Raw genomic sequence first — 12623 nt, 5'->3', positions numbered from 1 at the left:
GGGACTCTCCGCGAGTCTCACCGCCACCGTGATTGTGGAAGCAGCACCTCACCCCGCCCTCTCCCCGTAAGAACGGGGCGAGGGAGAATGAACGGCTTGCGTCCCTTACGTGCCAACATCGGAGATATTCGTGACGCCCATCATGATCGCTGCCCTTGGATTGCTGATGGTCGCCACCGCGTTTCTGTCGGGGCTGTTCGGCATGGCGGGCGGGCTGATCCTGATCGGCGTGCTGCTGGCGCTGATGCCGCTGCCGACCGCGATGGTGCTGCATGCGATCACGCAGATGGCCTCGAACGGCTGGCGTGCGTTCTTGTGGCGGGCGCATATCCGCTGGCGGCCGGTCGCGAACTACATGGTCGGCGCTGCCATTGCGCTCGCCGCCTGGTCGCTCACCCGCTACGTGCCGGACAAGCCGACGGCGCTGCTCCTGCTCGGCGTCACCCCGTTCATGGCGCGGCTGCTGCCGTCAAACATCAAGCCGGATCCTGACAGGCTCTGGCAGGGCACGGTCTATGGCACGATCTGCATGGGCCTGATGCTGATGACCGGCGTGTCGGGGCCGTTGCTCGACACCTTCTTCCTCGGCGGCGACTTTGGCCGGCGCGAGAAGGTCGCGACGAAAGCGATGTGCCAGCTCGTCAGTCATTTCACCAAGCTGGTCTATTTCGGTGGCATCATCGATCAGGCGGCGAGCCTCGATCCCGTGCTGGCCGGCGTCGCCATCGCAGCCTCGATGCTTGGTACCACGCTGGCACGGCGCATTCTCGAAGCCATGACCGACCAGCAATTCATCGCCTGGTCCAACAAGCTGATCACCACCATCGCCTGCTATTATATCGCCTATGGCGGCTGGCTGCTGGTTCGGACCCCTGTGCTGGCCGCTTTCGACAAGGGAGGTTTGCAATGAGCGAGACCGCCGATCCCCTGGTGCTGGACTTCGTCGAATGGGTCGCGCGCGAGCCGCGCGCCTATGCCGAGGTGATTTCGACCTGGAAGACCTCGTGCCCGCGCCTCACCATCTGGGAAGACGCCGCCGATCGCGGCTACGTCGCGCGCGAGACGCTGCCCGGTGTCGGGCTCGTCATCGCGGTGACGGAAGGCGGCGAGAGGCTGCTGCGCACCAACGGGCGGTAGCGTCTTCGCCTCTTCCCGCGCCCTCACTGTCATCATCCGCGAAGGCGGATGATCCAGTAGACACTAGCAGTCATGTGTCTCACGACCGCCGCGGCGTACTGGATGCCCCGGTCAAGCCGGGGCATGACAGTTGTTGTTGGAGCGACCCTGCCTCCACATCGTCATTGCGAGCGCCAGCGAAGCAATCCAGAATGTCTCCGCGGCGGCAGTCTGGATTGCTTCGTCGCAAGGGCTCCTCGCAATGACGGAGCGTGAGGAGGCCGCCAACCATGTCACTCAAGCTCTACGAACTCGTCGGCACCGACGCCGCGCGCCCCTTCAGCCCGTATTGCTGGCGCACGCGGATGGCGCTGGCGCATAAGGGACTGTCGGCGGAGACGCTGCCCTGGCGTTTCACCGAGAAGAGCGCGATCGCGCCGCACGGCTCGGAGCGGGTTCCGGTGCTGCTGCATCATGACAAGCCCGTGGCCGATTCTTGGATCATCGCGAATTATCTGGAAGTCAATTTCCCGGATCGTCCGTCGCTGTTCGGCGGCGAGGGCGGGCGGGCCATGGCGCGCATGATCAATGCGTGGGGCGACATCGCCATCGTCGGTGGTCTCTCCCCGCTTGTTATCGCCGATATCCCGAACAATCTCGGCGAGGTCGATGCCGCCTATTTCCGGAAGTCGCGCGAGGCGCGGTTCGGCAAGAGCCTGGAAGAGGTCCAGGCGAGCCGCGACACCGGCATCGTCGCGTTCCGCAAATCGCTGGAGATCATGCGCCAGACGTTCAAGACGCAGCCGTTTCTCGGCGGGGAGGCGCCGAACTATGCGGACTACATCGTGTTCGGTGGTTTCCAGTGGGCGCGCGTGGTGAGCCCGTTCAAGCTGCTGGAGACGGACGATCCGATCTATGCCTGGCGCGAGAAGCTGCTGGATGCGTTCGAGGGCATGGCGCGGAAGTCGCCGGGGCATGAGGTGTAGGGCAGGCACCTTCCACCGTCGTCGTCCCGGCGAAGGCCGGGACCCATACCGCGTGATCTATCGGTTGCGGATGGTATTCGTCCCGAACGGCCAGTCTTCGCCAAACTTCTCCCTGGGGTTATGGGTCCCCGCGTTCGCGGGGACGACAGTGGCGTATGTCGCGCGCTCTCACATCTAACCAGCAGCGCTCGCCTCCGCCGCCGCCTTGCGCAAACAGTCCCGGCACAGGCAATCCTCGCCCTTGACCGGCATCGGCAGCCGCGCGGTCTCCTCCGCGCACCAGCAATTGCCCGACAAATCGCAGCCGAATTCGGTGCCGCAACGGGAGCAGATGAGGCGGCGCGCAAGTGCCGGCGCTGACGGCATTTCTTTCGGAATTGTCATGATTTGCCCAAAAGCTGCGTCGTCATTTTCATGTCGGGTTCATCTGTTGCTGCGGTATATTATGCGCCGCGCAACGATCAGGAAAGCGGTTGGCAATCCGCGAAGGACAAATCGATGGCCCGCGATTCGCAAGCCGCCCTCGTTGCGCTCAACCGTTTCGGCTTCGGCGCCCGCGGCGGTGCCTCCGGCGATCTCATCAACGCGGCCACCGATCCCAGAGGCTTTGTGAAGGCGGAACTGGCCCGTCCCAATGGCGTGCTGCTGGAGGCGCCGGGCCTGCAATCGACGCCGCAACTCGGGCAGGCGGTGTTTGCCTATCAGGACCAGGTCAAGCAGGCGCGCGAGGCTGCCAAGGAAACTGCCAAGGAAACTGCCAAGGCCGCGGCGCCCGCGGAGACGCCGCCGCAGGCGCCTGCCGATCAGAAGCCCGCTCTGCGCCGTAATCTCTCGCTGAACACAGCCGCAACCGAGATCGCCGGCCAGATGGCGGACGCGAAGCCGGCTGAGGCGCCGGCCAGGCCCGAGACGATGCAGCCCAACGCGGCGACGCCGCCGGCCGCAAAACCCGCGCCGCAACCGCTCAACGTGATTCAAAAGACCTTTCGCGCCGAGGCGCTGGCGCGCCTGCAGCGCGCGACGCTGGTCGAATGCGGCTTCGCCGAGCGTCTCGTCGTGTTCTGGTCCAACCATTTCTGCATCTCCGCGAGCAAGGGCGAGCTGGCGCGGATCTGGGCCGGTGCGTTCGAGCGCGAGGCGATCAGGCCGCATGTGCTCGGACGCTTCGCCGACATGCTCAAGGCCGTCGAGCAGCATCCGGCCATGCTGTTCTTTCTCGACAACCAGCAATCGCTGGGTCCGGACTCGCGCGCAGGGCAAAACCGCAAGCGGGGGCTGAACGAAAATCTCGCGCGCGAGATCATGGAGCTGCATACGCTCGGCGTCGGCGGCGGCTACACGCAGGACGACGTCACCTCGCTCGCGCGCATCATCACCGGCTGGACCTTTGCCGGAAGGCAAGGCCAGCTCGGCACGCCAGGCTCCTTCGTGTTCAACACCAATGCGCACCAGCCCGGGCCGCAAGTGCTGCTCGGCAAGACCTATGAGCCGGCCGGCCTTGCGCAGGGCGAAGCTGCGCTCGCCGACATCGCGCGCCATCCATCGACCGCGAATTTCATCGCGACCAAGCTCGTCCGTCACTTCGTCGCCGACGATCCGCCACCGGTGCTCGTCGCGCGGCTGCGCGATGTCTTCGTCAAGACCGACGGCGACCTCAGGGCGCTTGCGACGGCGCTGGTCGATGCCGACGAGGCGTGGAAGGCGCCGCTGACCAAGATGCGCAGCCCTTACGACTTCGTCGTCGCAAGCGGCCGGCTGCTCGCGCGCGTGCCGGAGGATCCCGGCGCGTATCTGAACAATCTCAACCTGCTGGGACAGCCGCTGTGGTCGCCGGCAGGGCCCAACGGTTTCCCTGATACCAGCGCCGCCTGGGCCGCGCCAGAAGGCATGAAGCTGAGGCTCGACATCGCCGCGCAGATGGGTGCGCGACTTGGGCCCAACATCGATCCACTCGACCTGCTCGAATTCGCAGCTGCCGACGCGGCCTCGATCGAAACGCGCCGCACCATCGAGCGCGCAGAGTCGCGCCAGCAGGCGCTGGCGCTGCTGCTGATGTCGCCGGAGATGCAGAGGAGATGATGATGGACTGCGTCGAGAACCGGCTCCTCACCTCGCGCCGCGGCCTTCTGCTCGGCGGCGCCTCCTTCGCGGCGTGGGCTTACTTGCCGAAATTCGCGCGCGCGGCTGGCGGACGTGATCCCAGATTGATCGTGGTGATCCTGCGCGGCGCGCTCGACGGGCTCTCGACCGTCGCACCGCTCGGTGACCCCGACTATGCCGGCCTGCACGGATCGATCGCGCTCACGGCCGATGGCGCGCATCCTGCCATCATGCTCGACTCGTTCTTCGCGCTGCATCCGGCGATGCCGGAGTTCGCGCGCATGTATCGCGACAAGCATGCCGCGGTGATCCATGCGGTGGCGACGCCCTATCGCGACCGTTCGCATTTCGACGGTCAGGACGTGCTCGAAAGCGGCTACGCCGGACCGGGACGCGTGCAGTCCGGCTGGCTCAACCGTGCGCTCGAAGCGCTGCCGCGCGGCGAGCGCGTCTCGAGCGGTCTCGCGGTCGGTCCGACCACGCCGCTGGTATTGCGCGGCAATGCGCCGACCGTCGGCTGGGCGCCGGTCGCGCTGCCGCAGGCCGACGACGACACCGCGATGCGGCTGGTCGATCTCTACCGCCACCGCGATCCCGCGCTGGCTGCGGCGCTGTCGCAAGGTCTCCAGCTCGACAAGGTCGCAAGCGGCGACGACATGAAGCCGAAGGGCGGCAATCAGGTCGCGCAGATGCGCCAGGTCGCGCGCGGCGCGGCCAAGCTGATGGCGGCCGACGATGGCCCCCGCATCGCCGCGCTCGCCTTCGACGGCTGGGACACGCATGCCAATGAAGGCGGCCCTGTCGGGCGTCTCGCCTTCCTGCTCGGTGGTCTCGACGGCGCGCTCGCCGAATTCGAGAGCGGCCTCGGCGAGCGCTGGCGCGACACCGTCGTCGTCGTCGCCACCGAGTTCGGCCGCACCGCGCGCATCAACGGCACCGACGGCACCGATCACGGCACCGGCACCATCGCGCTGCTCGCCGGCGGCGCCGTGAAAGGCGGCCGCGTCATCTCGGATTGGCCAGGCCTCAAGCTCGCGAACCTATATGAGGCCCGCGACCTCAAGCCCACCACCGATCTGCGCGCGGTGATCAAAGGCGTGCTGCAGGACCAGTTTGGCCTGTCCGATCGTGTGCTGGCGGAAACAGTGTTTCCGGACAGCGCGAGCGCGCGGCCGATGAAGGGGCTGGTGACTTAACCTCTCCCCGCTCTTCTGCGGGGAGAGGTCGGATTGCCCCGGCGATGCGCAGCATCGTCCGGCGCGATCCGGGTGAGGGGCACGGCACGCTGTTGCCACGAATCAAATCTCTCCGACTCGCAGACGATTGCGATCGAACACATTCCATCTACAATTCACACCAACTCGCGGAGACAGCCCCTCACCCCACCCTCTCCCCGTAAGAACGGGGCGAGGGAGTGAGAGGGCGGTGCGTCCATCACGGGTGAGGGGCAGGCAATGCGTGGCCACAACGAAAAACCCATCCGACTCGCGCGACGCTTGCGCGCTGATCAAACGGACGCCGAGACGGTTCTCTGGAATCGCATTCGCAACCGGCAGATCGATGGACACAAATTCGTCAGGCAAGAGCCGATCATCGGCTACATCTGCGATTTCGTATGTCGCGAGAAGCGGATCGTTATAGAAGTGGACGGCGGGCAGCACAATGAATCCGCAGCAGATGCTATTCGAGACGAGCGCTTAAGGGAGAAGGGCTACAAGGTGCTGCGCTTCTGGAACAACGATGTCCTTGGAAATATCGAAGGTGTTCTCACCGTAATTCAAACTGAACTCGCCGAGGTGGGAGGTGCGCCTTAACCTCTCCCCGCTCTTTGCGGGGAGAGGTCGGATTGCGCAGCAATCCGGGTGAGGGGCAGGGCACACTGTTGCCAAGAGGGCAGTGTATCCGACTCCGACATTGACCATGCGCGCATCGTGCGCTTCGCTTACAATTCAGACCGAACTCGCGGAGACCGCCCCTCACCCCACCCTCTCCCCGTAAGAACGGGGCGAGGGAGTGAGAGAGCGGCGCCTCCTTTACAAATATTCCGGCACCAGGAGACCACCCCATGTACATCGCCATGAACCGCTTCCGCGTCGCCAAGGGTTCCGAGTCCGATTTCGAGCAGGTCTGGCTCACCCGCGACACCCATCTCGACAAGGTGCCGGGCTTCGTCGAATTCCATCTGCTGCGCGGGCCGGAAGCCGAGGACCACACGCTCTACGCCTCGCACACCGTGTGGGCGAACCATGCCGCGTTCGAGGCCTGGACTAAGTCGGAGGCGTTTCGTGCCGCGCATCACCGGGCCGGCGACAACAAGCCGCTTTATCTCGGCCATCCCCAGTTCGAGGGCTTTGAGGTGATGCAGACGGTGGGACGCGGCGCGAAATAGCGCCGCGCCGCAAAGGTCGGTCGTCGCAAAAATCAGCCCAAGGTGATCCTGTCGATCTCCGCCATCTCCTCCGCGCTGAGCTTCCAGGCGATCGCCTTGACGTTCTCCTCGATCTGCTCGACGCGGGTGGCACCGGCAATCACGCTCGACACTTGCGGACGCGCGGCGAGCCAGGAGAAGGCGAGCTCCAGCATCGAATGCCCGCGCGCTTTCGCAAAGGCCTGGAGCTTCTCGACGATGTCCTCGTTGCGCGGCGTGACGTAGCGGTCGCGCAGCCGCGGCACCTTGCCGAAGCGGGTGTCGCCGGGCGCGGCCTCGCCCTTCCTGTATTTGCCGGTCAGCAGGCCGCTTGCGAGCGGGAAGAACGGCAACAGGCCGAGCTTGTATTCGGTCGCGGCCGGCAGCAGGTCCTTCTCGATGTCGCGCACGAGCAGGGAATATTCGTCCTGGCAGGAGACGAAGCGGCTGACATTCATTGCGCGTGCGACGTACTCGGCTTCAGCGATCCGCCAGGCCGGAAAGTTCGAATTGCCGATGTAGCGAACCTTGCCCTGCCGGACGAGATCGTCCAGCGCACGCAGGCTCTCCTCGATCGGCGTCAGCGGGTCGTAATCGTGCTGCTGGTAGAGGTCGATGTAATCGGTCTTCAGCCGCTTCAGGCTCGCTTCCACGGCCTCCATGATGTAGCGGCGCGAGGCGCCCTGCTTGGTGCCGTCCTCGGCCATTGGCTTGGCGTATTTCGTCGCCAGCACGATGTCCTTGCGGCGATCGCCCAGCACGGCGCCGAGCACGTTTTCCGAGCCGCCCATGTTCGAATAGATGTCGGCGGTGTCGAACAGCGTGATGCCGAGATCGAGCGCGCGATGGATGACCTTGCGCGAGGTCTCGAGGTCGGTGCGCTGGCCGAAATTGTTGCAGCCGAGCCCGACCGCGGACACGCGAAGGCCGGAGGCGCCGAGATTGCGAATTTCCATGAAAGATCCTGTCGGAGATGAGTGGCGGGCATTCTGACCGCCGTGTGCCGCAGCAGCAAGCTGCCCGCCGCGCTGCTGCCATGCCGGCAGCGCGGACAAAAAAATGCGGCCCCTGTCAGACGCGGCGACTGACGGGGACCGCTTTGGGGCGCTTGATCGGTGACGGGGGGCCTGATCAGACGCAGGTGCAGCGTAGTCCCGCTATGTTACGCGCCGGTGACAGGCCAAGTTATCCACAGGCTGTGCGCGGGGATCAGAACAGCTTGCGATAGACGATGAAGCCGGAGCGCTCCGCGACCTTGTCGTACAGGCTCTGCGCCGTGACGTTGGTCTCGTGCGTCTGCCAGTAGACCCGCGGCGAACCCGCCAGTTTCGCCCGTTCATACACCCCGTAAATCAACGCCGACGCGACGCCCTTGCCGCGGGCGGCTGGAAGCGTGAACAGGTCCTGCAGATAGCAGGACGGCTCGATCGCGGTGGTGCTGCGATGGAACAGATAGTGCGTCAGTCCGAGCAGCTTGCCGTCGCTTTCGGCGACCAGCGCATGCACCGGCTCATAGGCATCGAAGAAGCGCTGCCACGTCATCTTCGTGATCTCGGGTGCAAGCGCGGTCGGGCCCGAGCGGCCGTAGAAGGCGTTGTAGCCGTCCCAGAGCGGGAGCCATTGATCGTAGTCCTGCCTCGTGACGGAGCGAATGGTGAGCGACATGTGAAGATCCCGCAATCGATGAGGCGTCCTTCATACGTGACGAAGGGCGAGGCGATCAATCGCGCAGTCGCGTCACTCCGCGGCGCGCAGATACCGGATCAGCTTGCGGTTCTGGGGATCGCGCAGCGAGCGGTAGTAGTCGGCACGCGCCGGCGCATCGGTGTGGCGCACGAGGTCGGTGACCGGCGTGTAGCTCAGCATGCGCCCGCCGTCGGGCAGCGCGGCGCAGACGAAGCGCAGCACCTCGCCATTGCGCAATTTGATGTTGATCGGCGTCGCATCGCCGATCCGCACCATCTCCATGCGCTGCGCGATGAAGGTGCCGAGCTCGTCCTCCGGCAGCTCGAACGCGCCGGTGTCGCGGCTGTGATACATCAGCGCGATGAAGGGCGGCTTGCCGTCGGCGATGTCGTCCGGCACCGCAAAATAATCGCGGAAGGCGCGGTTGATGAATTCGGCCCGCGTCTCCGTATCGAGCAGCACGATGCCGATATCGACCTGGTCGAGCGCGGCCGACAGCCGCGCGGCGGTGGCGTGGCTCTGGCGCTCGGTGGCGAAGGCGGCGAGCAGCCGCTCGCGCATCAGGCCGGTGATGCCTGCGGTACCGAAGGCCGTCACTGCGAGCAGGCCGACCAGGTCCGCGCTGGCATGGAAGGGCACGCCGCGATGGCCGGCGAAGAACAGCGCCGCGCCGGCGACCGCGAGGGCTGCGCTGGCCATGGCGGAGGCGAAACCCGCCAGCGCGCCGGCAAGTGCGACGATGCAGACGAACAGTGGGGCAGGCGAGGGAATGTGAACGGAGCGATCGAGCAGGATTGCCAGCAGCGTGATCGCTACCGTCAGCATCGGACCGGAGATCGCACGCCATCCGAACCGCATCTCGTTCCTCCCTGAACGAGGGAACGCCGCAACTCTGACCGATTGTTGCGCCGGCGCGGTGAAGAATCGCGTGGAGTGCTAAAGGGCGGCTTACGAGGGCGCGCCAAGATTTCGGATGATTTTAGACCAAATGCGAATGCCTGACGCGCTGCTGCAGCGCCGGCGCATTCAGCGTCGAGGTGCCCGAGCTCTTGCGCATGCCGGTGAAAATCAACAGCGACGCCGCGACCAGGATGGCCGCGGTCAGGGTAATTGCAACGACGACCACAGGTGATTTCATCGACGTCCCGTCGCGATGCCGGTCAGCGCGGGCCGCGCGGCACCTTGAAGGATGGGCCAGGATGAAACGGGAATCAGACCGGCAGGCCCATCGCCATGGTCGCCTTGGTCGACAGCACTGTCAGGGTGACGATCAGGCACAGCGAGATCGCGGCGACGGCGAGCGAGGCCGCGACCGCATTGGTCAGCCGGGAAGACGAAACGGTAGCGGGATGGCCCTGAAAGCCTGCCGTCCCGGACGCCCGAGTCATGGTCTAAATCCTTCAACGTGCGAGCGAATCACCCGCGACGCAGAACAATTTCACCATTTCAACCGGCAATATTGCGGCGGCTGGCGCGCCGAATATGGCGGGATCGCGGCAAAGGTTAACGATATGCCCGCTATTTCTTAACGCCGGACCGCTTTCAGGCGCCGGCGGCGATGCTGGCGGGGTCGTCGATGTCGGCCGGCCGCCAGTCCATGGAGACGAAGCCGGGCGCAGCTTGCACCCGCTTCAGCCAGTCCCGGATCGCCGGGAAGGTGGAGAGATCGAAGTCGCAGCGATCGGCGAGGTGGGTGTAGCCGTAGAGCGCGATGTCGGCGACCGTGAGCTGACGGGCGGCGAAGTAGGGGCTGGTCTTGAGGTGGTTCTCCATCACCTGGAGCGCGCCATAGCCGCGCTCCATCCAGTCCTCCAGCGCGTGGGTCTGGAGGTCGCGGCCACCCTTGACCAGCGACAGCCAGAAATAGGCGGCGCCGATATTCGGCTCGAGCGCGTGCTGCTCGAAGAACATCCATTGCAGCGCCTCGGCGCGGTCGATGCGGTTCTCCGGTGCGAGCGGCGTGCCGACGGCGACGTACCAGAGGATGGCGTTGGACTCGGCGAGAAAGCGGTCCTCGCCGACCTCGAGCAGCGGCACCTGGCCCGACGGATTCTTGGACAGGAAGTCCGGCGTGCGGCTCTCGCCGCGCAGAATGTCCACCTCCACCGCTTCGTAAGGTACGTTCAACAGCGCCAGCGCAAGGCGGACCTTGTAGCTGTTGCCGGAGCGTTGCATCGAATAGAGCTTGTACATTCTGAGAGTTCTAAACCTTGGACGGGGAAGTGCGACGCGTCCTGCCCACGCGCCGCGGCTAAACAATGATGCCGATGCGAATCCGCCGCAAGAGCCGGTCCATAGAAAAACTCGAAAACCCTACCGCACTGCAATGCCGCGGAAGATCATTTCCGCGCGACGCCGCAAATCGAGATCACGCTTGCGTCAACGCGTGGACGCGTTGCGCCGCGGACCGTGCGAGACCTTGAGCGGCTGCGATCGAGCCGGGCGCTCACGATCGGCTCGAGGCTCCCGGGCGTCCTCGAAAAACGTCAGCCTCGTGGTCGGTTTCCCGGCGTCCGAACGGCCTGAAATTGCTCCGAGGACAAGCCTTGGCGGATATGAGGGGTTTGCGCGGCAAAGTTACGGAAAATTGCGGGAAATCGCGGCTCGAAGCCCTGGAATTCGTAAACTTTTGCGGGATCGGGCCGAAGTTTCTTGCGGTGCAGCGGCACACGTTTTAGGGTAGCTCCATTCCCACAATCAGAGTCGTGAGGCGAAAGGCTTCACGACGCTTGTCAGGAGATGACGATGTCCTTCCTTGCCGCTGCGCTCGACCGTGTGAAGCCGTCCGCGACCATCGCGGTCACGGATAAAGCACGCGCGCTGAAAGCGGCGGGCCGCAACGTCATCGGCCTCGGTGCCGGCGAGCCCGACTTCGACACGCCCGCCAACATCAAGCTCGCGGCGATCCGCGCCATCGAGGCCGGCAAGACCAAGTACACCGCGGTCGACGGCATCCCCGAGCTGAAGGAAGCCATCATCGCGAAGTTTCAGCGCGAGAACGGCGTCGTCTACAAGCCGAACCAGATCATCGTCGGCACCGGCGGCAAGCAGGTGCTCTACAACGCGCTGATGGCGACCATCAATCCGGGCGACGAGGTGATCATCCCCGCACCCTATTGGGTCAGCTACCCTGAAATGGTGGCGCTCGCCGGCGGCGAGCCGGTGCCGGTGGTCTGCACCGCCGCGACCGGCTTCAAGCTCGGGGCGGAGGCGCTCGAGCGTGCGATCACGCCGAAGACCAAATGGGTGATCCTGTGCTCGCCGTCGAACCCGACCGGTGCGGCCTACACCAAGGCCGAGCTGAAGGCGCTCACCGACGTGCTGGTCAAGCATCCGCAAGTGTGGGTGATGACCGACGACATGTACGAGCACCTCGTCTATGACGATTTCCAGTTCACCACGGTCGCGCAGGTCGAGCCCAGCCTCTACGACCGCACGCTCACGGTGAACGGCGTGTCGAAGGCCTATTGCATGACCGGCTGGCGTATCGGCTATGCCGGTGGCCCGGCCCAGCTCATCAAGGCGATGTCGACCATCCAGTCGCAGTCGACCTCGAACCCCTGCTCGATCGCGCAGTGGGCCTCGGTGGAAGCGCTGAACGGTCCGCAGGACTTCATCCCCGCCAACAACAAGGTGTTCAAGGAGCGCCGTGACCTCGTCGTCTCCATGCTCAACCAGGCGAACGGCATCGAGTGCCCGCGCCCCGAAGGCGCGTTCTACGTCTATCCGTCCTGCGCCGGCACGATCGGCAAGAAGGCGCCGTCGGGCAATTTGATCTCGAACGACGAGCAGTTCGTCACCGAGCTGCTCGAGACCGAAGGCGTCGCCGTGGTGCAGGGTTCGGCCTTCGGTCTCGGCCCGGCCTTCCGCATCTCCTACGCGACCAAGACCTCGGACCTCGAAGACGCCTGCAAGCGCATCCAGCGCTTCTGCGGCAATCTGCGCTGAGCCGAAGACAGTGCGAATTGAAAAGGCCCGCTTCGTGCGGGCCTTTTTGTTGTGTGCCGAGTATGAGCGACAGCTTGGAGGTGGAAGTCCTCTATCCAGCCTGATGGCGGCGAAGGATTGGCGAAGCGCAAGGGCGTCATCGTGAGGTGGGGTCTGAAGAAAGCGTGGAGCAAAGCCGCGGCCCGATGGACAAACACCGGATAACGAGGCCTACCCGGCCGGACGAGCGAGCAATTGATCGCGAAGTCCAAGGTCATCAAAGGTCGGGGTGGTAAATTCGGCGGGCGTGCGGTGAAGGCGGTCGGTCTTACCTCGGGAGGTCTGCGCTGTGTCTCGGCAACGAGACTGAGACCGTCGCAAGACGGCCTGACCGCAGCGCA

The 12623-nt window shown here is 65.0% G+C and carries 15 protein-coding genes; 8 read left to right on the top strand and 7 right to left on the bottom strand.

Features of this window, described 5'->3' with window-relative positions; genetic code table 11:
- The first annotated feature begins 130 nt into the window (after positions 1–130).
- The 3 genes from IQ16_RS23310 to IQ16_RS23300 all read left to right on the top strand — a co-directional run bounded on the left by IQ16_RS23310 (position 131) and on the right by IQ16_RS23300 (position 2102).
- Positions 131–910, top strand: a complete 780-nt coding sequence (locus tag IQ16_RS23310) for a sulfite exporter TauE/SafE family protein (RefSeq protein ID WP_018648320.1) — start codon at positions 131–133, stop codon at positions 908–910.
- Positions 907–1137, top strand: a complete 231-nt coding sequence (locus tag IQ16_RS23305; RefSeq protein ID WP_018648319.1) for a hypothetical protein — start codon at positions 907–909, stop codon at positions 1135–1137. Before IQ16_RS23310 ends, IQ16_RS23305 begins: the two co-directional genes overlap by 4 nt.
- Before the next feature lie 269 nt (positions 1138–1406).
- Positions 1407–2102, top strand: coding sequence for a glutathione S-transferase family protein (locus tag IQ16_RS23300; RefSeq protein WP_018648318.1), 696 nt, complete (start codon positions 1407–1409; stop codon positions 2100–2102).
- A 174-nt stretch (positions 2103–2276) separates the two neighbouring features.
- Here the strand turns inward: IQ16_RS23300 and IQ16_RS46635 are convergent, their stop codons facing one another.
- Complete coding sequence (locus IQ16_RS46635) at positions 2277–2486, bottom strand: cysteine-rich CWC family protein (RefSeq protein ID WP_018648317.1); 210 nt, start codon at positions 2484–2486, stop codon at positions 2277–2279.
- A 114-nt stretch (positions 2487–2600) separates the two neighbouring features.
- On the opposite strand from IQ16_RS46635, the gene IQ16_RS23285 reads away from it, so the two are divergent.
- The 4 genes from IQ16_RS23285 to hmuQ all read left to right on the top strand — a co-directional run bounded on the left by IQ16_RS23285 (position 2601) and on the right by hmuQ (position 6591).
- A complete protein-coding gene (locus IQ16_RS23285; RefSeq protein WP_026312882.1) occupies positions 2601–4181 on the top strand; it encodes a DUF1800 domain-containing protein in 1581 nt (526 codons plus the stop codon).
- Positions 4181–5398, top strand: a complete 1218-nt coding sequence (locus IQ16_RS23280; protein ID WP_035668511.1) for a DUF1501 domain-containing protein — start codon at positions 4181–4183, stop codon at positions 5396–5398. Before IQ16_RS23285 ends, IQ16_RS23280 begins: the two co-directional genes overlap by 1 nt.
- 258 nt (positions 5399–5656) lie before the next feature.
- On the top strand, positions 5657–6016 hold the full coding sequence (locus IQ16_RS23275; protein WP_018648314.1) for an endonuclease domain-containing protein: 360 nt from the start codon (positions 5657–5659) through the stop codon (positions 6014–6016).
- A 251-nt stretch (positions 6017–6267) separates the two neighbouring features.
- Complete coding sequence (gene hmuQ / locus IQ16_RS23270) at positions 6268–6591, top strand: heme-degrading protein HmuQ (RefSeq protein ID WP_018648313.1); 324 nt, start codon at positions 6268–6270, stop codon at positions 6589–6591.
- Between the two features lie 32 nt (positions 6592–6623).
- Here the strand turns inward: hmuQ and IQ16_RS23265 are convergent, their stop codons facing one another.
- The 6 genes from IQ16_RS23265 to IQ16_RS23245 form a co-directional block, all read right to left on the bottom strand.
- Positions 6624–7565 (bottom strand): aldo/keto reductase, encoded by a 942-nt coding sequence (locus IQ16_RS23265; RefSeq protein WP_018648312.1) that lies wholly within the window; start codon positions 7563–7565, stop codon positions 6624–6626.
- Between the two features lie 253 nt (positions 7566–7818).
- Positions 7819–8274, bottom strand: a complete 456-nt coding sequence (locus tag IQ16_RS23260) for a GNAT family N-acetyltransferase (RefSeq protein ID WP_018648311.1) — start codon at positions 8272–8274, stop codon at positions 7819–7821.
- Positions 8275–8346: 72 nt separating this feature from the next.
- Positions 8347–9153: a PAS-domain containing protein gene (locus IQ16_RS23255; RefSeq protein WP_018648310.1), complete on the bottom strand. Its 807-nt coding sequence runs from the start codon at positions 9151–9153 to the stop codon at positions 8347–8349.
- Positions 9154–9274: 121 nt separating this feature from the next.
- Positions 9275–9433, bottom strand: a complete 159-nt coding sequence (locus IQ16_RS23250) for a hypothetical protein (protein ID WP_018648309.1) — start codon at positions 9431–9433, stop codon at positions 9275–9277.
- 73 nt (positions 9434–9506) lie between these two features.
- A complete protein-coding gene (locus IQ16_RS45785) occupies positions 9507–9683 on the bottom strand; it encodes a hypothetical protein (RefSeq protein WP_018648308.1) in 177 nt (58 codons plus the stop codon).
- A gap of 154 nt (positions 9684–9837) precedes the next feature.
- Positions 9838–10488, bottom strand: coding sequence for a glutathione S-transferase family protein (locus IQ16_RS23245; protein WP_018648307.1), 651 nt, complete (start codon positions 10486–10488; stop codon positions 9838–9840).
- 552 nt (positions 10489–11040) lie between these two features.
- Between IQ16_RS23245 and IQ16_RS23235 the strand changes: the two genes are divergently transcribed.
- Positions 11041–12243 (top strand): pyridoxal phosphate-dependent aminotransferase, encoded by a 1203-nt coding sequence (locus tag IQ16_RS23235; protein ID WP_026312881.1) that lies wholly within the window; start codon positions 11041–11043, stop codon positions 12241–12243.
- Positions 12244–12623 lie beyond the last annotated feature (380 nt).

Origin of the sequence: Bradyrhizobium huanghuaihaiense, assembly GCF_007830635.1 — a bacterium.
GTDB classification, from domain to species: Bacteria; Pseudomonadota; Alphaproteobacteria; order Rhizobiales; family Xanthobacteraceae; genus Bradyrhizobium; species Bradyrhizobium huanghuaihaiense.
Note: the sequence above shows the minus strand (reverse complement) of the source record. Positions and strands in the feature narration are given on the sequence as shown.

Bases quoted from the DNA above. Each gene is read 5' to 3' on its own strand.
- IQ16_RS23300 (WP_018648318.1), top strand. From the start codon at position 1,407: ATGTCACTCAAGCTCTACGAACTCGTCGGCACCGACGCCGCGCGCCCC.
- IQ16_RS23250 (WP_018648309.1), bottom strand. From the start codon at position 9,433: ATGAAATCACCTGTGGTCGTCGTTGCAATTACCCTGACCGCGGCCATC.
- IQ16_RS23275 (WP_018648314.1), top strand. From the start codon at position 5,657: ATGCGTGGCCACAACGAAAAACCCATCCGACTCGCGCGACGCTTGCGC.
- IQ16_RS23260 (WP_018648311.1), bottom strand. From the start codon at position 8,274: ATGTCGCTCACCATTCGCTCCGTCACGAGGCAGGACTACGATCAATGG.
- IQ16_RS23235 (WP_026312881.1), top strand. From the start codon at position 11,041: ATGTCCTTCCTTGCCGCTGCGCTCGACCGTGTGAAGCCGTCCGCGACC.
- IQ16_RS46635 (WP_018648317.1), bottom strand. From the start codon at position 2,486: ATGACAATTCCGAAAGAAATGCCGTCAGCGCCGGCACTTGCGCGCCGC.
- hmuQ (WP_018648313.1), top strand. From the start codon at position 6,268: ATGTACATCGCCATGAACCGCTTCCGCGTCGCCAAGGGTTCCGAGTCC.
- IQ16_RS23265 (WP_018648312.1), bottom strand. From the start codon at position 7,565: ATGGAAATTCGCAATCTCGGCGCCTCCGGCCTTCGCGTGTCCGCGGTC.
- IQ16_RS23245 (WP_018648307.1), bottom strand. From the start codon at position 10,488: ATGTACAAGCTCTATTCGATGCAACGCTCCGGCAACAGCTACAAGGTC.
- IQ16_RS23305 (WP_018648319.1), top strand. From the start codon at position 907: ATGAGCGAGACCGCCGATCCCCTGGTGCTGGACTTCGTCGAATGGGTC.
- IQ16_RS23285 (WP_026312882.1), top strand. From the start codon at position 2,601: ATGGCCCGCGATTCGCAAGCCGCCCTCGTTGCGCTCAACCGTTTCGGC.
- IQ16_RS23255 (WP_018648310.1), bottom strand. From the start codon at position 9,153: ATGCGGTTCGGATGGCGTGCGATCTCCGGTCCGATGCTGACGGTAGCG.
- IQ16_RS23280 (WP_035668511.1), top strand. From the start codon at position 4,181: ATGATGGACTGCGTCGAGAACCGGCTCCTCACCTCGCGCCGCGGCCTT.
- IQ16_RS45785 (WP_018648308.1), bottom strand. From the start codon at position 9,683: ATGACTCGGGCGTCCGGGACGGCAGGCTTTCAGGGCCATCCCGCTACC.